We start from the raw sequence: 22,514 nt of genomic DNA, 5'->3' as shown, positions 1-22,514 counted from the left end.
AATCAGGGGGATGAGACGAGTTCAGTATGGCGCTGGACTTGCCAGAAAGAAAGGTGGGCTCCAGGAGTAGCGAGGTTTTAGCCATGGGCGGTGCTTCTGTACTGCCGTTTCCGGTTGTGGCTGCCGGCCCCGCGCACGGACGGAGGCGGCCAGCATTTTTGGTTCAGCCGAGGTGCCGCAGAGTGGAGGGCTACGGCGCGGCTTTCGTCAGAATGGCATCTCCTCGGTTTGACCGCCCTTCTCAAAAATTGCGGCCCGATTCTCTCCAACGAGGCGAACGCGCGCATTGAGATCTCGCGCCACTTCATATGCAGCCACATAGAGGTCGGGTGGCAATGTTTCGGGTAGGTCTCCAGCGATGCTCACGTCCAAGCTTGATAATCCGCTCGCCGCGGCGATAGCAGGAAGTCCAGAGGCTTTGGCCACGGAGAGCAGGCGATGATGCGCATCCTTCATTCCGCTACCTTTAGCATCGCGCCTGGCAAGTCCAGTTCTTTCACTAAACGCGCCCGACAACCGATCGCGACGCTCGAGGCGTTCGACGCGATCATCAACAGAACGGATCCGATGAAGTACTTCCTCGATCATTTCTCCAATCTCTGCGCTTGGCTTTTCCGGCTCCAGCTCTGCAGTATGCTCGCCCGCACCCTGGGCCTTTGTCCGCTTCAGTGTCTCCGGCTTCGGTATCAGATCAATTTCTTCCTTTAGTCGCGGCCACCAAACTTCCAGCGCTTCTTTGAGGGCCTCGGAGCTTAGCGGTAGGCCCGAAGCTTTGTTCAATGAGGTCATAAGCAGGAGAAATTCATCGATCCTGATCGACGTCATCTGCAGTTGAGAGATGGGTGGTTTCACCTGCTCCTTCTCCACCTCGAAAAGCACGGGACAGGCTCTCGAATTCACTGACCTGGCGATCGCGCCGGCCTCGTAATTCAACCAGGGGGACAGCAAGTTGTCGGGAGCTAGGCAAATAATGCCGAACTCCGCATCTTCGAGCTCCCTTGCGAGTTCTACGGTCCAGTTCGCACCCTTATCAATGTCCTTCGCGGAGACAAATGGCTCCAAGCCCTGAATTACTTTAGGTATCCAAGCTGATAGCGCTTCGGCGACTGAGCGGCTTGTTGCCCCGGACCAACTGATGAAAACCTTCATGAACGCCGCCTTTGAGTCGTAGGGGTCATCGTAGATTAGCGGCCCCGGCGGCCGTCGCGTCTGGGGGGGGAAGGGGGTGGATTCGCGACTAGCGTGGTTCGCGGCGTCGGTCGCGCCTCCGTGCTGCCACGGGACCGTGTGGTCGATCTCGGCGGTGCGGGCGGTGCGGAGGCACCCCGGGAACCGGCAGGTCTCGTCTCGGTGCGCGAGCGCCCGACGCAGCTCGGCGGGCGGGCGGTAGCTGCGTCGGCCGACGCCCAGCGTCGCTCCGGTGTGCGGATCCGTGAGGATCCGGGTGAGGCTCGGGGCGGAGGCAGCGAGCTCGCGCGCCGTCTGGGCGTCGACCGGCCCGTAGCCGTCGAGGATCGCGGGCTCGTCGGAGCGACCGAGGAGAGTGAGGACCGGCACGGTGACGGCGACCACGGCGCGGATGCCGCGCGGGACGGCGGCGCGAGGGCGCTCGGCGAGCGGGTTCCGGGTGCCGTCCGGTTCCTCCGGAGCGGTCACGGTCTCGCCGTCGAGCAGCAGCGCCGTCGCCACATCGGCGCGGACCTGCCGGAGGTTCCGCACGTCGCGCTCGGCGGGCGTCGCTCCGGAGCCCGCCTCCCGGACCGAGCGGGCAGCACGATCGATCCGGTCGTAGGCGCCGAACGCGTCCTGAGCGGGCAGATGGAGGTGCAGCGTCGCCATCCCGTCGAGCTCGCCGTCGACCCAGACGGCGCGATCCTCCCGGCAGCGGCGGTGGCGCTCGCGCAGCGTCTCGGGGTGCAGCCGCTCGCGCAGCGCTCGGAGCCGACGCCGCAGCTGCGGAGGCGTGCACGACGCGGCGAGGACCGCCGCCTCCTCGTCGAACCGACCGCGTGCCTCCGGCGGCACGGTCGCCGCCTCGGCGACCACGACCCGCGCGTGCTCGGCGGCGCACGCCCCCTCCTTCAGGGCGGCGAGCGTCGCCGGCAGCTCGTTCACGAGGAGGCGGCTCTCCTCGACGAGGGCTCCGGCGTGCGCCTCGGACAGCCGGAACGACGTGGCGATCTCGGCGACGTGCGCACGGGCCGCCGCCTCGATCCGCTCGCCCCTGCCGAGCACGCCGGCGTCGACCAGCGCCTCCGGCACCGCCATCGCCAGGCGCCGCGACAGCTCGATCAGCTCGGCCTGCTCACCGTCGATCCGCCCCCGGAACCGCCGCAGCGCCCCGGCCGCATCGATGGCGCCGCCGTACGCCTCCTCGAAGCACGCGTTCACCGAGGGAACGCCCTCGGAGGGTGCTGTGTACGGGTCGATCGTAGCCATACACGGATGATGCCAGCGACCACCGACATTCGAACACGAGTTCGGCTCATCTGGGGAGAAGACAACATAGTCGCGCCCTGTTCAGGACCACGCAATTCCACTCGGAGGATTTCCCGCCTGCGTCGCATCGGCCTTACTCTCAGGCTTTCGAGAGAACGAGGTCCTTCGTGCAGCTTTCCCGCGTCGCTACGCTTCTGGTTGCAGGCACAGCCGCACTTGCACTGGTCGGATGCACCGCGGACGCTCCCGCCGACACGGGGTCCGAGGCCACTGCCGTCACCTCGACCGCATCGCCCGTCGCAGCGACTCCCGCTGCAGAGCCGACCTCGCCACCCGAGTCCGGGACACGCGCGAACCCGACTCCGGTGAACGTGCCGGTGAAGTACGCCGAGGATTCGATATGGACGTTCTCCGTCGGCGCCACCGACGCGGACGCGCAACCCGAGATCGCGGCGGAGAACGAGTACAACGAGCAGCCCGCCACCGCCCGTACCTATGTGACGGCGCCGGTCCACGTGTCCATCGAAGACCCGGAGGCGGCAGTGGACGGCGCCGACCCGTGGTCGTCGTTCATGATCGAGTACGTCACGGCCGCCGGCAACAGTTTCGACGCGACGTCCTGCAACGTGGTGCTACCGGCCCCGGGCGCGCTCTCGGACGTAGGAACGATGTACGGCGGTGCGGAGGTGGATCTCCTCGCGTGCGCTCAGGCTCCGATCAACGACATCCCCGGCGGCACGTGGCGAATCTCCTCGCTCGTCGACTCCGGAGCTTTCACGTTCTTCGTCGGAGCCTGACGCTGCCCCCTCGCCCTCCCCTACTTCTGCACGTCCCCGCCCAGCTGCCCGATCGCCGGCAGCGGCCCGCCGTCGTCAGCGCCCGTCCGGCGCCAGCGCGCGATCGCGTTGCCCAGGTGGTAGATCACCAGCGCCGCTCCCGCTCCGAGCACGATGCCGCCGAGCTCGAAGCCGCCCGACGAGAAGCGGAAGCCCGCGATCGCGATGACCAGGGCGACGGCGCCCGTGTACTGGTTGACCGGGCGCGAGAAGTCGACGCGGTTGTCGACCCAGATCTTGATGCCGATGACGCCGATGAGGCCGTAGAGCGCGGTGGTCGCGCCGCCGAGGACGCCCGCGGGGATGGAGTTGAAGACCGCGCCGACCTTGGGCGAGAGGCTGAGAAGCACGGCGGTGACGCCGGCGACCCAGTACGCGGCGGTCGAGTAGACGCGCGTGGCGGCCATCACTCCGATGTTCTCGCCGTAGGTCGTGGTGCCCGAGCCGCCGAACGTGCCCGAGACCGCGGTCGCGACGCCGTCGGCGATCAGCGCGCGGCCGGTGTGAGCGTTGACGGAGGAGTCGGTCATGGTCGCGACGCCGCGCACGTGGCCGACGTTCTCGGCGATGAGGACGAGCACGACGGGGAGGAACATCGCGATGCCCGACCACGTCGATCCGGACGCGAAGTCGGGGAAGGAGAAGGGCGGCAGGCCGATCCAGGCGGCGTCGCCGACCGCGGAGTAGTCGATCTCGTCGCGCAGCAGCGCCACGACGTAGCCGATGACGACGCCGACGAAGATCGAGACGCGGCCGAGGAAGCCGCGGAAGAACACTCCGCCGAGGATGATCGCGGCGAGGGTGACGGTCGCCGTGACGGGGGCCTTCTCGAAGCTGTCCCAGGCGGTGGGAGCGAGGTTGAAGCCGATCAGGGCCACGATCGCACCCGACACCACCGGGGGCATCAGGCGGTCGATCCAGCCGAGGCCGACGAACTGCACCAGGACGCCGACCGCGGCGAGCAGGAGGCCGACGGCGACGATCCCGGCGAGCGCCGACCCCGTTCCGCCCACGGCGGTCGCGGCGGTGACGGGAGCGATGAACGCGAAGCTCGACCCGAGGTAGCTGGGCAGCTTGTTGCGTGTGATCAGGAGGAAGAGGAGCGTGCCGACACCCGAGAAGAGCAGGGTCGTGGCGACGGGGAAGCCCGTGAGGACGGGGACGAGGAACGTCGCTCCGAACATGGCGACGACGTGCTGGATGCCGATCGCGATCGTCGCGGGCCAGCTGAGCCGCTCGTCGGGGGCGACGACGGCGCCGGGCTCGACGGTGCGGCCGTCTCCGTGCAGGGACCAGGTGGGCATGAGGCTCCTCGGGCGGGAAGGGGGCGGGGCGGGATCGCCGGGGTACAGGCTAGCGAGCGGGCTCCCCCGCGTGGGTGACGACTCCGCCGGTCCTCGTCCGTAGGCTCGCCGGATGTTCTACGGACTCGTCGGATGGCACATCGCGATCATCCTGCTCGTGCTCTCGCCGGTGATCGTGCTCGCGATCGCCGTGCCGGTCTCGTACGCGCAGGGGCGGGCGCGGAGGGACGCGGGGCTGGTCACCGATCCGGCCGTGGAGCCGATGGCGATCGCCGGGTTCGTGCTCGCGTTCCTGGTGGGACCCGCCGCGATCGTCTGCGGCCTGCTCGGCCGTGCGCGGATCCGCCGGTCGGGGCGCGCGGGCTGGGGGTTCGCGACCTACGCCGTGATCGTGGGCTGGCTCCTGACCGCGATCCAGGTCATCGCAGTGATCGGGACGCTGACGTCGTAGAAGACGCGCGACTACAGGAAGAACAGCACCATCAGCACGTACGGCGCCAGCACCTGCGCCGCGCCCACGACCAGCGCGGCCACCCCGAGCACGAAGCCGAGCAGGCTCGCGCAGGCCCCGCGGAGCGACGGCTCGGCGCGCAGCTGCTCCCGCGACGAGCGGGCGAGAAGGACCGCCACGAGACCCGCGGCCGCGGACAGCAGCGGAACCGGGAACGCGACGAGCGCGACCAGGCCGAGAGCGGAGCTCGCCACCGCGGCGAGCGAGACCGGGCGGGCGGAGGCCAGGCGTCCGTCGTGATCCATGAGTCCAGCCTCCCGCGCCCCGGCCCCGATCGCCACCGGCCCCTCGAGACCCCGGATGTGCGATCCGGCGCGCGAGGGGCGACCATGAGGTCATGCAGGATCCTCTCGCCGACCCCGAACGGTTCGCCGTGCTCGCCGCCACGGTCGCCGACCCGGTCCGCCGCTACCTGTGGCGCCGCGCCGACGCCGGCACCGCCGACGACGTCCTCGCGCTGACGATCACCGTGCTGCGCGAGCGGAGGATCGCCCCGCCCGATCCGGTCGCGCAGGCGCTCGCGATCGCCCGCGCCCTGCTGCGGAACGCGCTCCGCGGTCAGCGCCGGCAGTCCCTCCTCTCGCAGCGGCTCACGCTGGTCGAGCCGCCTCAGCTGCAGACCGACGAGGAGTCGCGGCGACTGCACGACCGGGTGCGCCTGGCCCTCTCGCGCGTGGCGGAATCGGATGCGGAGCCCCTCCGCCTGTGGGCGTGGGACGGCCTCGACGCGCACGCGATCGGCATCGTGCTCGGCATGCCCGAGGAGGACGCGACGGACCGTCTCGAGCGCGGACGCCGCCGCATCGGGCAGGAGCTCCTGCGGGGATCGCCCGAGAGGGACGGCGATCTGCGCGCGCTCCTCCGCGCGATCGATCCGGCCGCGAGCCTGCCTCCGCTCTCGGACCGCGAGCTGGCCGTGGTCCTCGCGGGCACCGACCGCGACGACGCCCCGCCGCGCCGCCGCTCGCCGTGGCTGATCGCGGGAGTGGGCGCGCTCGCCGTCGCGGCCATCGCCTCCCTCCTCCTGCCGCTCGCGTTCGCCCTGGCCACGTCCTCGGCACGGCTGTCGGGAGCGACGAACGGCTGCCCCGCGGATCCCGCGGCGGCGCTCGCCTCGGCGCAGGTCGCGTTCCGGGCCGAGGTGCGCTCGATCGACGACAGCACGGTCGAGCTGAGGGTGCTCGAGCGGTTCGCCGGGGAGGTCGGCGACAGCGTCACCGTGACGCAGGGCCGGGGCGTCACCTGGCAGACGGGGACCGACTACCTGCTCGCGGCCGACGAGAACGCGCTGCTGGGCTGCGGGCTGACGGGGCCGAGCTCGCCGGAGCTGACCGGGTTGTACGAGGACGTGTTCGGAGCGGGGACGGGCGGGGCCTGAGGGGCGCTGCTCCTGCAGAGATAAGGCTGAGAGGGTCGATCCGGCGAGATCGTGGCGACTCGCGGCGCTCAGCCTCATCTGTGCAGGACTTCCCACGCTGACACGTCGCGCGGAGGGTCTTGCCGGGCCCCGCTCTGGACTGGCAGTATCGATTGTCGATACGAATCGCTCGATCTTCGATACGCCGCACCCTCCGAGAGGATCTCGATGCCCCGCTCACTCCTCGTCGCACTCCGCGCCCTGCTCGCCGTGCTGCTGCTCGGCTGCGTCGTCGTGCAGGTCGCCGTCGGCCCGGTCGCCGCGACCGCGCTCGACGGCGGTCCGATCGACGGGGTGCTCGTCGCCGTCCTCGTCGCGGGCGTCCTCTGCGTCGAGGCCGTGCTCGTCGCGGTCTGGCGGCTGGTGTCGCTGGTGCGCGACGACGCGCTCTTCGCCGGCGATCACCGCTCCGACCTGTGGGTCGATCTGGCGATCGGCGCGTTCCTGTTCGGGGCCGTCCTCGCAGCGGGCGGAGCGGTCGCGGTCCTCGCGGTGGTGCCCGCTCCGATCCCCGCGCTCGCCTTCGGGCTGGTCGCGGTGTCGAGCGCGACGCTGGGCCTTCTCGTCATGGTGATGCGGCGACTCCTGCACCTCGCGGTCGAGCAGCGCAGCGAGCTGGCGGAGATCGTCTGATGGCGATCGTGCTGCAGCTGGACGTCGAGCTCGCCAAGCGGAAGATGTCGGTGACCGAGCTGGCCTCAGCGATCGGCATCACGACGGCGAACGTCTCGATCCTGAAGAACGGGCGGGCGAAGGCGATCCGCTTCTCGACGCTCGACGCGATCTGCTCGGTGCTCGGCTGCCAGCCGGGCGACATCCTGACGTTCGTTCCGGAGGAACTCCCCGTTCCCGAGGCCGCGCGGTGACCCGGAGCGAGCGGCGCGCGGTCGCGATCCTGCTCGGGGCGGTCGGCGCCGCCCTGCTCGTGGGCTGGGGCCTCGTAACCAGCGGGGCGCTCGCGGTGCTTCTCGACCGCGGCTGAGCACGGCGATCGATCGCGCCGCCGAGATCGACTCGGCTGCAAGCGCGGCGCATCGGAGCGGGGTCGACGCGAGTCGGCCCCGCTTCTGCGTGCAGAACATCGGCCCGTGAGGGTGTCTGACGGCTGACAGCCGAGAGACACCCTCACCGGCTGATGTTCTGCGTGAGCTACGCGGCCACCGCGCTCTCGGCCGGCCGCACCACGACCCGCGGAGCCCAGCCCAGCAGGATCGCGGCCGCTGCGAGCGAGAGCTGGCTCACGATCGCGAGCGCCGCCGAGACGACCGAGCCGTCGCCGCCGGAGGTGGAGAAAGTGTCGGCGATCGACATGCCGATGCCGAATCCGGTGAAGAAGCGGCAGAAGATCGCCGCGCCGACCATCGAGAGCATCACGATCGCGAGCCGTCGAGGAGTGAGCGCGCCTCCCGCGCGATGCACGGCGAGTGTCGCGACGAGCAGGGCGGGCACCGTCCAGAAGACCACCCAGATCACGAGCGCGACGAGCGTGGGCTGGAGCGAGAACCCGTCGCGCTCGGCCATCAGCGCGTAGATCGTCGAGAGCTCGGTGCCGGGCACCTTGGCGAGCGGGTTCCAGACGAGCAGGTCGATCGAGCCGAGCACGATGACGGCGAGCATCAGCGCGGCACCGGCGACCGCGACCGGGACACGCTGCCTCCGGGTCGGGACGCGGTGCTCGAGAGCGACCGGTCGCGTGCCTCCGATGACGGCGAGACCGGTCGCGAGGCCGGCGAGCACGATCACGAAGCCGAGCAGGGTCAGCCACCAGGGCGCCCCGGGGAGGAGGGTGCCGAGCACGACCGTCAGCGGCCCGACGACCGCCAGGAGCAGCGACACCCGGGCCGTGCGGGTCTCGGCCGAGCGGGCGGCTCCGATCAGGTGCGCGACTCCGACGACCCCCGCGAGAAGCGCGAGAGCGACGACGAGCCCACCGACCGCCCGCGTGGCGGCGACGACACCCTCCGGAGCGTTCTCGGGCACGATGCCGCCGGCGGTCAGAGAGAAGCCGATCAGCACGACCGAGGTGGCCGTCAGCAGCCCGAGCCCGCGGCGGGCGAGGCGGCGCGGGCGGAGGAACCGCGGCTCCCCCGAGTGCGCCGGCAGCGCTCGGTCGAGGGTGGCGCTGAGCACGAGGGCACCGAGCACGACGTCGCGGCGGGGCAGACCCGCCTCGGCGGCGCCGGCCGCATCGGCCCGCCACTCCTCGAGGTAGCGCTCACGGGCGAGAGGAGGGAGGAGGCGGGCGAGCAGGCGCAGCAGCAGGTCGATCACGCGCGGGCCTCCGCTCCGGAGAGACGGACGGCGGCCGGGGCGGACCGGCTTGCCTTGGATGCCTTCGCCACCGCTGCCGCGTCGAAGCGCTCGACCGCCGAGCGAGCGGCCTGCGCCCCGTCGCCCGTCAGCTCGTACAGCCGCCGCCGCGGACCGCTGCGGTCGGTGTCCGGCTCCCACGACGAGGCCACCCAGCCCGCCCCCTCGAGCCGCTCGAGGATCGGGTAGACGCTGCCCGCCGGGCGTCCCGTGCGCTTGATGACGAGCATCCCCCAGACGGAGGCGCCGTCGTCGAGGAGGACGCGCAGCACGTCGACCGTGGCGGGCGTGAGGCGGGCGAGCGGGATCATGGCGCAAATCTAGCTATGTAGAGATGGCCCGGTCAATGCCACTGCTGGTTGACTGGCGGCATGACCCTGTACAACCCCGCCGTCTTCCCCGAGCCCGCTCCCGGCCCGTCGACGCCCCCGCCCGGGCGGAAGACCGGGAACGGACTCGGTCTCGCGTCCCTCATCATCGGCATCGTCGCGCTCATCGGCGCCGCGATCCCGATCGTGAACTACGTCTCGGGCTTCGTCGCCTTCGTGGGCCTGGTGCTCGGAGTGATCGCCCTGTTCCTGAAGAACCGGACCCGCAAGGCCGCGATCGCCGGCACGGCCTTGAACCTGGTGGCGCTGATCCTGTCGATCGTGCTCGCCGTGATCTACACGGCCGGCTTCGTCACCGGCGTCACGAACGCCGTCGAGGACGCCGAGTCGAGCCGCGCACCCCTGACGGAGAGCACCGAACCGGCCGGCCCCACCCGGACCCTCCTCCTCGAGGTCACCGGCGACGCTCCTGACGCCTCGATCGGCTACGCCACCTCGAGCGACCTCGCCGACGGCACCGCGGCCGCCGCCGATCAGCCCCTCCCCTTCACGAAGGAGGTGCAGGTGCCGGCCGCGGGCGAGTTCGCCGTGCAGGTCCAGTCCCTCACCGCGACCACCGGCGCCGACGACACCGGCGCGATCACCTGCCGCATCACCCTCGACGGCGAGGTCATCGCGGAGCAGACGAGCACCGGCGCGTTCGCTGCGGCGTTCTGCATGGGCACGTCGAAGTGACCCGCGCGCCCGCCGGTCAGTGTCGGTGGAGCCCGACAGAATCGGCCTGACAGCGGGAGGCGCTTTGCAGTTCACCATCGACGGGAATCCCTACGAGCTCACGCGGGAGTCGGTGGAGGCTGCGCTCGGCGCGGTCGAACCCGCCGCCGTGACGAAGTACTCGGTCGAGGCACTCGGGCGGCGGTGGCCGGTGAAGCAGGTTCTCGCGGTCGCGACCGGGCTGACGACGAAGCCGTTCGACTCCGGCAAGGCGCAGCGCGTCCTCGCGCAGCTGGGGTTCGCCGTCGAAGGCGACCTGGCAGCCCGCACCCCGCTCGACAGCTCGCAGCGCACTTTCGAGAGCGTGAACTGGAGCCTGGCCGCCTCGGAGGACGACTACCTCGAAGCTCGATCCGGGCGCCTGCACGTGCCGACCTGTCGTCACGGCGTCACCCAGCCGCGCCGCTCCTGGACCGAGGCCGAGGTCCTCGACGCGTGGTTCGCAGCACCCGACACCGATCCGCGTGAGCTGACGTCGCCCGGCTGGTGCTCCGACTGCCTCCTGGTGCGCGGGCTCGAGGAGGAGGTGACGCGCTCGGAGGAGTCGTCACCGACCGGCAGCGCCGAGCGCCGCGCCATCGCCGCGGCAGCCGGCGTGATCCTGACTCCCGGACTGAGCGGGGCTGCCTCGGCACTGGACGCGACCGTGCGCACCTGGACCGCGCCCACCGCTCGGGCTCTTCGCGGTGCTCTGGACTCGCTGCCCGATGCGTCCGGCGGATTCCGGGGGCGGCTGCTGCAGCAGCTGGCGGACGCATCGCGGGACGTCGTCCTGCTCGCGGCCGAGCTGTGCTTCGTCCAGCGCCTTCCGCTCACGAACGTCGGCGCCGGGACGAAGCGCGAGCTGCTGCGCGAGATCCTGGCACTGCTCCCCGACGCGCCGGCCCTCCCCGAGGCGGTTGCGGCCGCGTTCGACGTCCGCGGCACGTTCAGCGGCGGCGCCGGCTTCACTCCGCAGATCGCCCGTCATCTGCAGTGGCTCTGCTCCTTCATCGAGCACTGGGACGGACTCGACGCCGAGACGCGAGATGCAGCGCTCGGAGACCCGTGGCTGTTCCGCGAGCAGACCGTCGCCGTCGATCCCGCCTCCCCGGCGATTCAGAGCTCCCTGCTCGCGCTGACCTGGCCGAGCGTTTTCGAGCGGATCGTGTCGACCGCAGACAAGACCAAGATCCGCGACACTTTCGCTCCCGTACTGTCGTCGGGGCCGACCGGCGACCTCGACCGCGATCTGCTGCACCTGCGCGACCGACTGGATCCGCAGGGGTACCTCGACATCGACTGGTATCTGCCGCCGTGGAGCACGGAGTGGCGCGGCGCGGACCGTGACTACGCGCTCGCGGCCTGGTGCGTTCCGAGTCGGGCCGTGCTCGGCGACACCATCGGCTTTCCGGGGGCGATCACCGCCGACTTCGGAGCGAGCCGCGCGGCGATCCGCACGACGGCTCTGGCCCGCTGGGACGGAGCGGAGCCGATCTCCGCGCTGCTGCAGAGGGTGGACTCGACCGCGGCCGTGCTGAGCGGGATGCGTCCGGGCGAGCAGATCCTGGTGCGGGACGACCGAGGGATCCGGGTGGGGACACTCCGGAGTGGCCGGTGGATGCCTGGCGACCGCGCTCAGCGCTCGGTGCGGTGGGAGGAGGATCGCGTTCCCGAGGATGCTCTGCCGCAGGCGGTCCTCGACGCGCTGTCCCGTGACGACGCGTTCATCCGGGTCGAACCGTTGTCGATGCCCACACCCACGCCGACCGACCTCCGCCTTCCGCGTCCCACTGCCGAGTTCGCCGCCGGCCTCCACTACGACCGCGCCTGGCTCGACGACGTGACCGCGGTCCTCGAGGAGCGGAGGCAGATCATCCTGTTCGGCCCTCCCGGCACGGGGAAGACGTTCGTCGCGCGGGCCCTGGCCCGGTTCGCCGCCCCCGCGAGCGCCGTGAGGATCGTGCAGTTCCACCCCTCCTACTCCTACGAGGACTTCTTCGAGGGCTTCCGTCCCGCGACCGACGGGAGCGGATCCGCGGTGTTCCGCCTCGCGAAGGGGCCCCTCCGACTGCTCGCCGATTCCGCCGTGCGCAACCCGGCCGTCCCCCACGTGCTGATCATCGACGAGATCAACCGCGGCAACATGGCGAAGATCTTCGGCGAGCTGTACTTCCTCCTCGAGTACCGCGACGAGCAGGTGTCGCTGCAGTACTCCCCCGAGGAGCCGTTCGCGCTGCCCAAGAACCTGTTCGTCATCGGCACGATGAACACGGCCGACCGTTCGATCTCGCTCGTCGACGCGGCGATCCGCCGCCGCTTCGCCTTCTTCGAGCTGCACCCGGCGCAACGGCCCGTGCACGGCCTGATCCACCGGGTGGAGGGCCGCACGACGAGGCGGGGTGCGCTGCTCGACACCCTCAACGAGCGCATCGGAGAGACCGACCGCGACTTCCAGATCGGCCCGTCCTACCTCCTGCGGGTGAGCGCCCGCACCGACGACGGGCTCGTCCGGATCTGGGAGCACGACATCCTGCCCCTGCTCGACGAGCACTACTACGGCCGGCTGTCCCGAGAGGAGATCCGCGCCCGGTTCGGTCTGGACGCCCTCGACCTGACGACGCCGCTGGTGGTCGACGAGATCGACGAGTCGTGACGCGCTTCTCCCTGGAGGAGAACGGCGGCTGGCGGCCGTGCCTGCTCGCTCCGGATGTTGTCGCCGCGGCGACGACGGCAGGGCTGATCGAGTCACGCCTCGGTCGCGTCGGGATCGAGGTGGCGGCCGCATCGAACAGGGTGGGAGCGGTGCGCTCGGGCGAGGACGAGATCGTCGTGCAGCCCAAGACTCCGCTGGGGTCGCTGCTGTTCCTGCTGGGCTACGCGCGCGATCCCGGCTTCCGCCCGGAGGACGTCGACGCCTCCCCTGACGACGATCTCGCACCCGCCATCGCCGAGACGTTCGTGCGGCTGGCCGAGCGGGCGCTGGCGCGCGGTGTTCTGCAGGGGTACCGGACCTACGACGAGACCGCCGTCACCGTTCGCGGACGAATCCGGATGTCGGATCAGGTCGCTCGCGGTGGTCGCCTGCTGCCGGTCGAGCTGACGGTGGACGAGTACACGGTCGACATCGCCGAGAACATCGTCCTCCGGGCGGCGATCGGTGCACTGCTCACGCTGCCCCGCCTCCGCGACGCGCTGCGGCGGCGTCTCCTCCATCTCGACGGGCGCCTCGACGGCGTGGAGCGCCTACGCCGCGGGGCAGCCGTGCCCCCGTGGCGCCGAAGCCGGCTCACCGCGCACTACGTTCCGGCGCTCGTCTTCGCCGACCTGATCCTCGAGCGCCGCGCTCCGTCGAGCACCGCCGGCGAGTCCCCGCTCGCCTCGTTCGTCGTCGACATGGCCGGCCTCTTCGAGAGCTTCGTCACCACGGCGCTGCGGGAGTCGCTCGCTCCGCTCTCGTCGGGCGTCACGCTCGCGCAGTACTCGACGACCCTCGACGAGGGCGGCCGGCAGGCTGTGCGGCCCGACATCGTGCACGTGCGCTCGGGGCGCCCGGTGATGGTGGCCGACGCCAAGTACAAGACCGGCGCCTCTCCGGTGGAGGACCTCTACCAGATGCACGCGTACTGCACGGTTCTGGGGCTCCGCGAGGGCTGGCTGATCTCGATCGGCCGCGGTGGTTCCTCCTACTCGGTGCGCGGAGCAGCGGTCGAGATCCACGTCCGCCGACTGGACGTCTCAGCGTCGCCAGAACAGCTTCTCGGCCAGGTGGCGGATCTCGCTGCCGAGCTGGTCGGAGACCTCGCGAGGCGCTAGCGACTCGTCCCTCCACTCCGGGACGGTCACGTGCTCACCCCTGCAAGCGCGATCGCGACGAGCGCCGAGGCGAAGAGGAACGCGACGACGGTGGCCGCCGCGCCGAGAAGCGGGATCGCCCTCATGCGCCGAGCGGTCGTCGATCGGCGGGCTGCGGCGGTGATCGTCAGCACCGCGAACAGGCCGACGACGGCCGGGATGATCCAGGTCGCGGCGGACAGGAGTGCGGAGTCGCACCCGTCGGGGTTCCCGCTGCACGCGTCGATGCCGAGCTGCTGCCCAAGGAGGAGCACGAAGAGGACGACCCCGAGGCCGAGCAGGAGGACGAGGAGCAGGACCGCCTCGATCCTGCTCGCGAGCCGGGCGGAGATACCGCCGGGAGGACGACGGCTGCGCTGCGGGCGATCCGTGAAGGGATCGACGGGGTCGAGAGACACGGCGACTCCCCTGCTCGTCGGGCGATGCGACCACAGGGTCGGGCGCCTCGGGGCCGCGCCGGCCCGCACTAATTCTCACGGATTCGGGCGGGACGTGCCCGGCACACGACAAAGGACGGATCGCCGCGGCTTCCGGTGCATCCGTCCTTCGTCGTGCGACGGCCGGCGCTACTTGCGGAACATGCGCGCCGTGGTCTCGAAGAGCCCCTTCACCGGGCGCTGCTGCTCGCCCTGCTGGGCGCCGAGGATGATGATGACCGAGGTCAGCACCGGGATCAGCCACTGGGTGGCCTTCTGCACGCGGAGGGCGGTCGTCAGCTCAGCCGAGTTCTGCGGCGCGGCCTCGGTGACGCCCTCGGCGCCCTCGTCGATGTGCTTGGCCTGAGTCGCTCCGGCGATCGCGGCGGTGACAGATGCGGCGCCGGCGAGACCGGTGACGACGGTCTTGATGATCGTGTTGGTGCGGCTCTCCTGCTGGTTCGCGAGGCGGGTCTTGTTCGCGAGGATCAGGCCGATGCCTCCGACGCCGTGGGCGATGATCGCGGCGAACTGCACCGGGCTCCAGCGGGCCCAGCCGACCGACGCAACGCGGAGGCGCTCGGACGGGTCGGAGGAGGTCGCGGCGGCTCCGTTCAGCCCGACGGCGCCCATGAGGGATCCGCCGAACCAGGCGGCGGCGCCGAGGTCGTGGAGGCTGCGGACGAGCGTGTTCCGTGACGGCATGCGTGTCTCTTCTCTTCTCAGTCGACAGGCGGGAGCTCTGGCCCCCGTATACGGGCGACGCTACGCGTGGGCGGGGGTGTGCGGTCGGGGCTTGACCTCTCCCCGCGCAGACGCTCTGGTAGGAGCACGAGGGCGCCGGGCGCCCGCGACAGGAGGAGCGACATGCCGGATCAGGACGAGCAGCGGAGCATCCGCGACGACTTCCACGAGGCCGTGAACATGACGGCGAAGGAGATCGAGAGCTGGCTCGAGACCGACGAGTCGAAGGAGGTCGGCCAGAAGTCCGGCGGCGGCGAATCGGTCGGCCACCACAGCGGCCGCCGCATCATCGAGATCCTCGGCACGAAGCAGGCCGACCTCAACGACGACGACTACGCGCACATGAAGAAGGTCGTCGGCTACGTGCACCGGCACTCGGCGCAGCGTCCGGACGGGGACGTGACGGAGACGAAGTGGCGGTACTCGCTGATGAACTGGGGGAACGACCCGCTGAAGGGGTGAACGAGGCCCAGCCTGTCGGCGACCATGATCGTCGGATGGAGATTCTCGAGGTCGTAGCCGCCGTCATCACCGACGGGGATCGCATCCTCGCCTGCCGACGCAGGCCTGCGAAATCGGCTGGCGGTCTGTGGGAGTTCCCGGGCGGGAAGATCGAACCTGGGGAGACGCCTGAGCAGGCACTCGAGCGGGAAATAGCGGAAGAGCTCGGAGTCGTCGTCGCCGTAGGCGACCTGCTGACGGTTGACGACACCGCAGTAGGCACTCGCATCATCCGGTTGAGCTGCTGGTGGACGACTTTGCGCGGTGACCCGCCGTTGACGAGCACGGATCACGATGGGCTTCGCTGGCTGACTCGGGACGAGTTGCCTACCCTCGAGTGGGCCACCCCGGATCTTCCTGCTGTGGCGAAGCTCACCGCAAAGGTTTAAGCCTCAATCAGCTTGAACTCCTCGCCGTGCCGCACGGCCGTAATGATGTTCAAGCTCGTGATGAGTTGCTGGAGGTCCGCCTCGGGATGGCCAGGAAGCAGGATGACCGGAACAGCCGCGAGCCCCTTCTCGTTGGCGACATGGGCGTAGTCGAGGACCTGCCCGATTGCCGTTCGCACGTACGAGCGCGCGGTCGACTTCTTCGCCTCCACGATCCAGCCACTGGTCGTCACGTAGAGATCCGGCTCGATGCGCGAAGAACCAACGGGAAGTGTCAGTCGACTGGGAGGAGTTCCATTCCTCGTCAGCCATTCGCCGAAGGCCGCTTGAAGCTCGAATTCGACACGGGAGACAACTCGCTCGTCGATCGGTGCTGACTCCTCTCCTGCCACGACGATGTCGGAATAGGCGGGAGCTGCCCACTCGCTGACGTGAGCATCGGCGGGCTTCGCACCGCCGTAAGCGGGCAGCGTCGTGACGTCGGCATCGACCGGGAGCAGATTGAAGATGATCCCCCGGCGCAACGTTCCCTCGTTGTCCGGGATGATCTCGTAGCGATAGGTCGGAAGGCCTGTTGTAAACGCTCCGATATACGTGACGCGGGTGTTCTGGACCGTGAAAAGCCGGATGATTCGACCATTCTTGGCCGCATCCCGGAGGGCAAGATTTCCGCGAAGGAACACCTGATCTCCCACCTGACCCTCACCCGTGTAGGAGTAGGAACCGTCCTCCCGCAGGCCTTCGAACCTGTCGTAGCCGTGCCGTGCGCCTTTCGCGGGATCAGTGAAGATGAAGATCTCACCGAGAGATCGCGGAGTGGAGATTCCGCCCTGCTGCTGGCCTCCATACGCTCGATGAACGGCGCGACGCAGCACCTGGTCACCGACGGAAAGGGAGAACCGTGGGATCTCGACTGGTTCCACCCGGAGGCGATCGCGAACAGCATCCGCTTGCTCATCGCTGAGTTCCCAGCGCGTCGTGCCGATGTCGAGAGTTCCGAAGAATTCTCGGAGAACGTCGCGAATTCGTTTCTGCGGAACTCCGAGCTCGAGTGATAGATCGGCCGGGGTGAGGGTGGGCATGAGCCCGACATTACGAAGAGCGGATTCGAACGCCGGCGAATATCGCTCGTGTTAGAACCACCATCCGCTCGACGAAGACGAGCATGCTTCGAATTACAGCTCGGCGAGCGTGAGGGGGGCCGCTTCCTGCTCAGCCTCCTTTGAACATCACGAGGCTGCCGGCTTGGTCCGAACGGTCACGCCAGGCGATCCCCGCCAGTACCGAATCGTTACCGAGAGAGCGCTCTCTTCCGGTCTATCCTGGCCAGGCACGCCGCGACGGCCCGCCTCCGCGACCAGCCGATCCTCCACTCGCCGATCACCGGCCCGCCGATCCCACTCACTGAGGAGTACCCATGCGATCGTCCCTGCACCGCCGTCTCACCCTTCCGGTCGCCGTTCTGGCGGCCGCCGGCCTCGCGCTCGCGGGCTGCTCGAGCAGCAGCGACCCGAACGATCCGAACGCGGGCGGTGGCTCCGGCGGCGGCTCGGTGGGGACGGCCGACGGGGTCGTGAACGTCTACGGCACCATCAACGGCGATGAGGCGACGCTCCTCGAGGAGTCCTGGGCGGACTGGGAGGAGGAGTCGGGCATCGACATCAAGTACACCGGCGACAAGGGCTTCGAGCAGCAGATCGGCATCAAGGTGCAGGGTGGCGACACTCCGGACCTCGCGATCTTCCCGCAGCCGGGGCTGCTGGCCGACACGGTGGCCTCGGGGAAGGTGAAGGAGCTGCCCGAGGGCGCCCTGACGAACGTCCAGAACAACTGGTCGGAGGACTGGCAGAAGTACGGCCAGGTCGACGGGACGCAGTACGGCGCTCCGCTGATGGCGAGCGTGAAGGTATACGTCTGGTACTCCCCGGCGAAGTTCGCGGAGTGGGGCGTCTCGGTGCCGACGACCTGGGACGAGATGGAGGCGCTCGGGAAGACGATCGCGGAGAAGAGCGGCGGGCCGTCGTGGTGCGCCGGCTTCGCCTCCGATGCCGCGTCGGGCTGGCCGGGAACGGACTGGATCGAGGACGCGGTGCTGCGCGAGGCCGGCCCCGACGTGTACGACCAGTGGGTCTCGGGCGATGTGCCCTTCACCGACCCCCAGATCAAGGCGGCGTTCGACTCCGTCGGCTCGATCCTGCTCGACCCGACGCTCGTCAACGCGGGCTACGGCGATGTCTCGTCGATCAACTCGACCGCGTTCGGCGACGTCGCGCAGAACATCGCGAACGACTCCTGCGCGCTGACCCACCAGGCGTCGTTCTTCGAGGGCTTCATCATCGGCGCCGACGCGACGGTGGCCGAGGACGGCGACGTGTGGGCGTTCCTCACTCCGCCGATCAGCGCCGAGGACGACCAGGCCGTGACCGGCGGTGGCGAGTTCGTCGCGGCGTTCGCCGATGACGAGGACACCGCGAAGGTGCAGGAGTACCTCGCGAGCGCCGACTGGGCCAACAGCCGCGTCGCGCTCGGCGGAGTCATCTCGGCCAACAAGGGCCTCGACCCCGAGAACGCGAGCAGTGAGCTGCTGAAGGACTCGATCGCGATCCTGCAGAGCGAGGACACCACGTTCCGCTTCGACGCGTCCGACCTGATGCCCAAGGCCGTCGGCTCGGACAGCTTCTTCAAGGGGATCGTCGACTGGGTCGACGGGTCGAGCACGGACCAGGTCCTCGAGTCCATCCAGGCCGGGTACACCTCCTAGGAGGAGTCGCCTGCTCCAGGGAACCCCGGACCGTCGAGAGAGCCCGCAGCTGCGGGACCCCTCGACGGGCCGGGGTTCCGTCGTTCAGGCGTGCGGGTGCGGGTGCGTGCGCTCGAGCGAGGCGCCCTCGATGTCGACGTCGGGCAGCAGCCGGTCGAGCCAGCGGGGCAGCCACCAGGCGGAGCGGCCGAGCAGGTGCATCAGAGCGGGCATCAGCAGCATCCGGACGACGAAGGCGTCGAGGAGCACGCCGAACGCGAGGCCGAAGCCCATCGAGCGGATGATGGTCGACTCCGAGAAGATGAAGCCCCCGAACACCGCCACCATGATCAGCGCGGCGGCGATCACGACGGACTTGCCGGCCTGGAAGCCCTGCGCCACGGCGAGGCGGGCGTTCGCGCCGTGCACGTACGCCTCCCGCATTCCCGACGCGAGGAAGAGCTGGTAGTCCATCGCGAGCCCGAAGAGGATGCCGACGAGGATCACGGGCAGGAAGCTCAGGATCGGGCCGGTGGCGTGCAGGCCGATCAGGTCGGCGCCCCAGCCGAACTGGAACACCGCGGTGATCAGGCCGTAGGTCGCGAACAGCGACAGGATGAAGCCTCCCGTGGCGATGACCGGGACGAGCAGCGAGCGGAACACCATGATCATGATGAGCAGCGAGAGCCCGACGACGACCGCCAGGTAGGTCGGCAGGACCGCGTTCAGCCCCTCCGAGATGTCGATGTTCGTCGCGGCCTGGCCGGCGACTCCGAGCACGATGCCGTCACCCACGGGAGGGAGGTCGCGGAGGTCCTGCACGAGCTGCTCGGTGGAGGCGCTGTTGGGGCCCTCGGCGGGCAGCACCTGGAAGGCCAGGAGGGTGCCGTCGTCGGACGTGGCGACGGGCGCGACGGCGACCACGTCGTCCTGCTCCGAGATCGTGCGGGCGATGTCGACCTGCGTGCGCAGCAGGTCGTCGTCGGCGACTCCGCTCGGCACGGAGGCGCTGACGAGCAGCGGGCCGTTCGCGCCGGCGCCGAACTCGTCGCCCACGATCTCGAAGGCGCGGGCGCTGGTCGAGCCCTCGGGCTCGCTGGAGCCGTCGGGCAGGCCGAGGCGCATCGAGAGCGACGGGATCGCGATGATCAGCAGGGCGACGATCGTGCCGACGACCGTGACGACGGCGCGGACGGTCGACATGGGCCGGGCGGGCGGGAGCACCTTCTGCTCACCGATGGCGGCGCGGGCCTTGTGGCGCAGGAGTCGCGTGCCGAGGAGGCCGAGGATCGCGGGCGCGAGGGTGATCGCGATGAGCACGGCCACCGCGACGCAGATCGCGCCGACGGTGCCCATGAGCGCGAGGAACGGGATGCCGGTGATGTTCAGGGCGAGCAGCGCGACGACGACGGTCGAGCCGGCGAAGACGACCGCGGTACCGGAGGTGCCGTTGGCCAGTCCGATCGACTCGCGGACCTCGACTCCCGCGAGCAGCTGCCTCCGGTGCCGGTTCACGATGAAGAGGGAGTAGTCGATGCCGACCGCGAGGCCGAGCATCACGCCGAGGACGGGGGTGACCGACGCCATGTCGATGACGCCGGAGAAGGCGAGCGAAGCGGTGACGCCCACTCCGACGCCGACCAGCGCGGTCACGATCGGGAGGGCCGCGGCGACGAGGGAGCCGAGCATCACGATGAGGACGACCGCCGCGAACACGAGGCCGACGACCTCGCCGACTCCGAAGATCTGCGGGACGCCCTGGGCGAGGTCGGTCGCGAAGCTGACGTCGGCGCCGGCGACCGGGGACTCCTCGAAGTGGTCGACGACACCCTGCTTGACCTCCTCGGACAGCTCGAGGCGTGGATCGGTGAACGAGATGTTCACGATGGCGGTGGAGCCGTCGTCGGACACGACCCCGATGCCGTCGGCGTAGCCGAGCAGCTCCTCGCCGAGGTCGAGGGGCTCGGCGCCGGCCTCGAGCTCCTGGCGCGAGGCGTCGAGGGTCGCCTGCTGCTCGTCGAGGAGCGCCTTCTGCGGATCGAGCTGCGCCTGCTGCGCGTCGATCGCGGCGAGCTGCTGCGCCGGCGCACCGGCCGCCACGGCCTGCTCGCGGGCGGCGGTGAGCTGCTGCTGCGCGGCGTCGAGCTGCGCGCGGCCGGCGTCGAGCTGCGCCTGCCCGGCCTCCAGCTGCTCCTCCCCCGCCTCGAGCTGCGCGCGGCCGTCGGCCAGCTGCGCGGCTCCGTCGAGCTGCGACTGCCGCGCCTGGAACGGATCGACGACCGCGGCCACCCCGTCGAGGTCGGCGGCGGAGGCGGCGAGCGCCGAGATCGCGGCCTCCTGCTCGGCGGTCAGGGCCGAGCCGTCGTCGGTGCGGTAGACGACCGTGCCGGTGCCGCCCGCCGTGTCGGGCAGCTTCTCGGCGAGCTGATCGGTGACCGCGCCGGACGCCGTGCCCGGGATGTCGAAGCTGTTGGTCAGCGTGCCGCCGGCCGCGAGGAACGCGCCCACCGAGACTCCGAGGATCACGACCCAGGCGACGATCACCGCCCACGCGCGACGAGCGGCGAACGAGCCGAGACGGAAGAGCAGGGTGGCCACGGAGGTCTCCTGACGTGCGGGGGAAGGGGGACGCGCTAGATCATACGGTACGTCTCGTCTAGGCAATGGGAGTAGCCTGAGAACATGACGGAGCATCGGAGCGGCCCGGTCCGCAGCGTCGCGGCGCGCGAATCGGTCCTCGAGGCGACGGCGCGGCTCTTCGCTCAGCAGGGCTGGGACCACCTCACGATGGAGGGCATCGCCAAGGAGGCGGGTGTCTCGAAGCAGACGGTCTACCGCTGGTGGCCCTCGCGCGGGGCGCTGATCGCCGACTGCATGATCGACGGCCGCCTCGTCGCGATCGAGATCGAGATCGCCGACACGGGCGACCTGCGCCGCGACCTGGAGGACTGGCTGACGCCGATCCTGGAGCTCGCCGCGACCGAGCAGGGCACGACCCTCATCCGCTCGCTCGTCGCCGCCGGCTCCGAGGACGCCGCGGTCGGCGAGCGGCTCATCGACGCCTTCGGCGTCGACCAGACGCTGTCGGAGCGGTTCGCGAGCGCGGTGCGCGCCGGTCAGCTGCCCGAGGACACCCCGGTCGACGAGATCGGCTACGCGATCCTCGGCGCGATCGTCCTGCCGACGGTCGGCCGCCGGCAGAGCGTGCCGGCGTCGGTGCGGCGGCTGGTCGACTTCCTGGTGCGGCCGGCCTAGCGGCCCGTCAGGACGAGGAGCGGTTCGACCCGTGTGGAGCGACGGGCGCGAAGCCCTGCTCGCGAAGCAGGTGCTTGATGCCGTCGTGCTCGTCGAAGAGGTAGGCCCGCGCGAGCAACTCGGTGAAGCGGCGCGCCGCCGTCGGGTCCTGCTCGTCCACGGGAACCGTGAGCGTGCGGGGCGGTTGCTCGCGGATCACCAGAGCGTTGGCCACGAGGATCGCGGTCCTCTTGTTCCCGTCCATGAAGGGCTGGGCCTTCGCCAGGTGCACGAACAGGTCCAGCGCCTGCTCGGACGTGTCGGCCTCCGCCAGGGCCCGATCGACGATCCGCCGCACTCCGACGAGGTCGGGGGCCGCGGGCTCGTGCCGGCCGAACGGCGTGCTGACACCGATCCTGTCGTCGTCGCGGCGGAACCGCCCGGGATGCAGCGCGGCGCTGCGGGTGAGCTGCGCGTTCACGTCGCGGACGTACGCGGCATCGATCGGTCGGTCGCGGGTGTCGATGATGAACTGCGACGCGTCGCGGAGATCCTCCAGCAGCGCGAGGTCCGAGCGCGAGGTGACGCCCGTCAGATCGCCCGACCGCAGGAAGTTCTCGGTGTCGAGACGTCCGGTGGACAGGCCGTCGAAGACCTTGCCCGACGAGTACACGACAGCGGCGAGGTCGGCGACCACGAGGTCGGTCATGAGCGGCCCCTTCCTCGAACAGCGGAT

General features: G+C 70.1%; 22 protein-coding genes. 12 read left to right on the top strand and 10 right to left on the bottom strand.

The window, feature by feature from the left end:
- Positions 1 to 207: 207 nt before the first annotated feature.
- Positions 208 to 2,439 carry a DUF222 domain-containing protein gene (locus LRG51_RS14390; RefSeq protein WP_230673310.1) on the bottom strand — a complete coding sequence of 744 codons (2,232 nt, stop codon included), beginning with the start codon at positions 2,437 to 2,439 and terminating at the stop codon, positions 208 to 210.
- A gap of 365 nt (positions 2,440 to 2,804) precedes the next feature.
- On the opposite strand from LRG51_RS14390, the gene LRG51_RS14385 reads away from it, so the two are divergent.
- Complete coding sequence (locus LRG51_RS14385) at positions 2,805 to 3,236, top strand: hypothetical protein (protein WP_055790281.1); 432 nt, start codon at positions 2,805 to 2,807, stop codon at positions 3,234 to 3,236.
- A gap of 20 nt (positions 3,237 to 3,256) precedes the next feature.
- On the opposite strand, the gene LRG51_RS14380 is transcribed toward LRG51_RS14385, so the two are convergent.
- Positions 3,257 to 4,579, bottom strand: coding sequence for a uracil-xanthine permease family protein (locus LRG51_RS14380; RefSeq protein ID WP_230673309.1), 1,323 nt, complete (start codon positions 4,577 to 4,579; stop codon positions 3,257 to 3,259).
- A 112-nt stretch (positions 4,580 to 4,691) separates the two neighbouring features.
- On the opposite strand from LRG51_RS14380, the gene LRG51_RS14375 reads away from it, so the two are divergent.
- Entirely contained in the window at positions 4,692 to 5,030 is a 339-nt protein-coding gene (locus LRG51_RS14375) for a DUF4190 domain-containing protein (RefSeq protein ID WP_107573499.1), read from the top strand.
- Positions 5,031 to 5,041: 11 nt separating this feature from the next.
- Here the strand turns inward: LRG51_RS14375 and LRG51_RS14370 are convergent, their stop codons facing one another.
- Positions 5,042 to 5,335, bottom strand: coding sequence for a hypothetical protein (locus LRG51_RS14370; RefSeq protein ID WP_230673308.1), 294 nt, complete (start codon positions 5,333 to 5,335; stop codon positions 5,042 to 5,044).
- A gap of 92 nt (positions 5,336 to 5,427) precedes the next feature.
- Between LRG51_RS14370 and LRG51_RS14365 the strand changes: the two genes are divergently transcribed.
- The 3 genes from LRG51_RS14365 (at position 5,428) to LRG51_RS14355 (ending at position 7,373) form a co-directional block, all read left to right on the top strand.
- Complete coding sequence (locus tag LRG51_RS14365) at positions 5,428 to 6,468, top strand: RNA polymerase sigma factor (RefSeq protein ID WP_230673307.1); 1,041 nt, start codon at positions 5,428 to 5,430, stop codon at positions 6,466 to 6,468.
- Between the two features lie 207 nt (positions 6,469 to 6,675).
- Positions 6,676 to 7,140, top strand: coding sequence for a DUF2975 domain-containing protein (locus LRG51_RS14360; protein WP_055790268.1), 465 nt, complete (start codon positions 6,676 to 6,678; stop codon positions 7,138 to 7,140).
- A complete protein-coding gene (locus tag LRG51_RS14355) occupies positions 7,140 to 7,373 on the top strand; it encodes a helix-turn-helix domain-containing protein (protein ID WP_055790266.1) in 234 nt (77 codons plus the stop codon). The genes LRG51_RS14360 and LRG51_RS14355 overlap by 1 nt, the downstream gene beginning before the upstream one ends.
- Before the next feature lie 283 nt (positions 7,374 to 7,656).
- Here LRG51_RS14355 and LRG51_RS14350 read toward each other — a convergent pair whose 3' ends face one another.
- Together LRG51_RS14350 and LRG51_RS14345 are read right to left on the bottom strand one after the other, a co-directional pair.
- The gene (locus tag LRG51_RS14350; RefSeq protein WP_230673306.1) at positions 7,657 to 8,778 is read right to left on the bottom strand and encodes a hypothetical protein; all 1,122 of its coding nucleotides are present in this window, start codon (positions 8,776 to 8,778) and stop codon (positions 7,657 to 7,659) included.
- A complete protein-coding gene (locus LRG51_RS14345; RefSeq protein WP_230673305.1) occupies positions 8,775 to 9,128 on the bottom strand; it encodes a PadR family transcriptional regulator in 354 nt (117 codons plus the stop codon). Before LRG51_RS14345 ends, LRG51_RS14350 begins: the two co-directional genes overlap by 4 nt.
- A 60-nt stretch (positions 9,129 to 9,188) precedes the next feature.
- Here LRG51_RS14345 and LRG51_RS14340 point away from each other — a divergent pair, with 60 nt between their 5' ends.
- From LRG51_RS14340 to LRG51_RS14330, 3 genes are all read left to right on the top strand, one after another.
- Positions 9,189 to 9,881, top strand: coding sequence for an MmpS family transport accessory protein (locus LRG51_RS14340; RefSeq protein WP_230673304.1), 693 nt, complete (start codon positions 9,189 to 9,191; stop codon positions 9,879 to 9,881).
- 64 nt (positions 9,882 to 9,945) lie between these two features.
- Complete coding sequence (locus tag LRG51_RS14335) at positions 9,946 to 12,555, top strand: AAA family ATPase (protein WP_230673303.1); 2,610 nt, start codon at positions 9,946 to 9,948, stop codon at positions 12,553 to 12,555.
- Complete coding sequence (locus tag LRG51_RS14330; RefSeq protein WP_230673302.1) at positions 12,552 to 13,715, top strand: McrC family protein; 1,164 nt, start codon at positions 12,552 to 12,554, stop codon at positions 13,713 to 13,715. The genes LRG51_RS14335 and LRG51_RS14330 overlap by 4 nt, the downstream gene beginning before the upstream one ends.
- 26 nt (positions 13,716 to 13,741) lie before the next feature.
- Here LRG51_RS14330 and LRG51_RS14325 read toward each other — a convergent pair whose 3' ends face one another.
- Together LRG51_RS14325 and LRG51_RS14320 are read right to left on the bottom strand one after the other, a co-directional pair.
- On the bottom strand, positions 13,742 to 14,152 hold the full coding sequence (locus LRG51_RS14325) for a hypothetical protein (protein WP_230673301.1): 411 nt from the start codon (positions 14,150 to 14,152) through the stop codon (positions 13,742 to 13,744).
- Positions 14,153 to 14,320: 168 nt separating this feature from the next.
- Positions 14,321 to 14,875, bottom strand: coding sequence for a hypothetical protein (locus LRG51_RS14320; protein ID WP_055790249.1), 555 nt, complete (start codon positions 14,873 to 14,875; stop codon positions 14,321 to 14,323).
- 162 nt (positions 14,876 to 15,037) lie between these two features.
- On the opposite strand from LRG51_RS14320, the gene LRG51_RS14315 reads away from it, so the two are divergent.
- A complete protein-coding gene (locus tag LRG51_RS14315; protein ID WP_230673300.1) occupies positions 15,038 to 15,376 on the top strand; it encodes a DUF3140 domain-containing protein in 339 nt (112 codons plus the stop codon).
- A 35-nt stretch (positions 15,377 to 15,411) separates the two neighbouring features.
- Positions 15,412 to 15,804, top strand: a complete 393-nt coding sequence (locus LRG51_RS14310; protein ID WP_230673299.1) for a (deoxy)nucleoside triphosphate pyrophosphohydrolase — start codon at positions 15,412 to 15,414, stop codon at positions 15,802 to 15,804.
- Here LRG51_RS14310 and LRG51_RS14305 read toward each other — a convergent pair.
- Positions 15,801 to 16,886 (bottom strand): hypothetical protein, encoded by a 1,086-nt coding sequence (locus LRG51_RS14305; protein ID WP_230673298.1) that lies wholly within the window; start codon positions 16,884 to 16,886, stop codon positions 15,801 to 15,803. The genes LRG51_RS14310 and LRG51_RS14305 overlap by 4 nt on opposite strands.
- A gap of 335 nt (positions 16,887 to 17,221) precedes the next feature.
- On the opposite strand from LRG51_RS14305, the gene LRG51_RS14300 reads away from it, so the two are divergent.
- Positions 17,222 to 18,565, top strand: a complete 1,344-nt coding sequence (locus LRG51_RS14300) for an ABC transporter substrate-binding protein (RefSeq protein WP_230673297.1) — start codon at positions 17,222 to 17,224, stop codon at positions 18,563 to 18,565.
- Between the two features lie 84 nt (positions 18,566 to 18,649).
- On the opposite strand, the gene LRG51_RS14295 is transcribed toward LRG51_RS14300, so the two are convergent.
- Complete coding sequence (locus LRG51_RS14295) at positions 18,650 to 21,142, bottom strand: MMPL family transporter (protein ID WP_230673296.1); 2,493 nt, start codon at positions 21,140 to 21,142, stop codon at positions 18,650 to 18,652.
- Between the two features lie 84 nt (positions 21,143 to 21,226).
- On the opposite strand from LRG51_RS14295, the gene LRG51_RS14290 reads away from it, so the two are divergent.
- On the top strand, positions 21,227 to 21,799 hold the full coding sequence (locus LRG51_RS14290) for a TetR/AcrR family transcriptional regulator (protein WP_055790232.1): 573 nt from the start codon (positions 21,227 to 21,229) through the stop codon (positions 21,797 to 21,799).
- A 7-nt stretch (positions 21,800 to 21,806) separates the two neighbouring features.
- On the opposite strand, the gene LRG51_RS14285 is transcribed toward LRG51_RS14290, so the two are convergent.
- A complete protein-coding gene (locus LRG51_RS14285) occupies positions 21,807 to 22,487 on the bottom strand; it encodes a Fic family protein (protein WP_230673295.1) in 681 nt (226 codons plus the stop codon).
- Between the last annotated feature and the right edge of the window lie 27 nt (positions 22,488 to 22,514).

The organism is Rathayibacter sp. Leaf248, from assembly GCF_920939495.1.
GTDB classification, from domain to species: domain Bacteria; phylum Actinomycetota; class Actinomycetes; order Actinomycetales; family Microbacteriaceae; genus Rathayibacter; species Rathayibacter caricis.
The sequence above is the reverse complement of the archived record's forward strand: the minus strand, read 5'-3'. Positions and strand labels throughout refer to the sequence as shown.

What these genes read in the sequence shown, in the direction of transcription:
- LRG51_RS14390 (WP_230673310.1), bottom strand. Translation starts at nt 2,439, where the DNA reads ATGGCTACGATCGACCCGTACACAGCACCCTCCGAGGGCGTTCCCTCG.
- LRG51_RS14380 (WP_230673309.1), bottom strand. Translation starts at nt 4,579, where the DNA reads ATGCCCACCTGGTCCCTGCACGGAGACGGCCGCACCGTCGAGCCCGGC.
- LRG51_RS14375 (WP_107573499.1), top strand. Translation starts at nt 4,692, where the DNA reads ATGTTCTACGGACTCGTCGGATGGCACATCGCGATCATCCTGCTCGTG.
- LRG51_RS14370 (WP_230673308.1), bottom strand. Translation starts at nt 5,335, where the DNA reads ATGGATCACGACGGACGCCTGGCCTCCGCCCGCCCGGTCTCGCTCGCC.
- LRG51_RS14365 (WP_230673307.1), top strand. Translation starts at nt 5,428, where the DNA reads ATGCAGGATCCTCTCGCCGACCCCGAACGGTTCGCCGTGCTCGCCGCC.
- LRG51_RS14360 (WP_055790268.1), top strand. Translation starts at nt 6,676, where the DNA reads ATGCCCCGCTCACTCCTCGTCGCACTCCGCGCCCTGCTCGCCGTGCTG.
- LRG51_RS14355 (WP_055790266.1), top strand. Translation starts at nt 7,140, where the DNA reads ATGGCGATCGTGCTGCAGCTGGACGTCGAGCTCGCCAAGCGGAAGATG.
- LRG51_RS14345 (WP_230673305.1), bottom strand. Translation starts at nt 9,128, where the DNA reads ATGATCCCGCTCGCCCGCCTCACGCCCGCCACGGTCGACGTGCTGCGC.
- LRG51_RS14340 (WP_230673304.1), top strand. Translation starts at nt 9,189, where the DNA reads ATGACCCTGTACAACCCCGCCGTCTTCCCCGAGCCCGCTCCCGGCCCG.
- LRG51_RS14320 (WP_055790249.1), bottom strand. Translation starts at nt 14,875, where the DNA reads ATGCCGTCACGGAACACGCTCGTCCGCAGCCTCCACGACCTCGGCGCC.
- LRG51_RS14315 (WP_230673300.1), top strand. Translation starts at nt 15,038, where the DNA reads ATGCCGGATCAGGACGAGCAGCGGAGCATCCGCGACGACTTCCACGAG.
- LRG51_RS14310 (WP_230673299.1), top strand. Translation starts at nt 15,412, where the DNA reads ATGGAGATTCTCGAGGTCGTAGCCGCCGTCATCACCGACGGGGATCGC.
- LRG51_RS14305 (WP_230673298.1), bottom strand. Translation starts at nt 16,886, where the DNA reads ATGCCCACCCTCACCCCGGCCGATCTATCACTCGAGCTCGGAGTTCCG.
- LRG51_RS14300 (WP_230673297.1), top strand. Translation starts at nt 17,222, where the DNA reads ATGCGATCGTCCCTGCACCGCCGTCTCACCCTTCCGGTCGCCGTTCTG.
- LRG51_RS14290 (WP_055790232.1), top strand. Translation starts at nt 21,227, where the DNA reads ATGACGGAGCATCGGAGCGGCCCGGTCCGCAGCGTCGCGGCGCGCGAA.
- LRG51_RS14285 (WP_230673295.1), bottom strand. Translation starts at nt 22,487, where the DNA reads ATGACCGACCTCGTGGTCGCCGACCTCGCCGCTGTCGTGTACTCGTCG.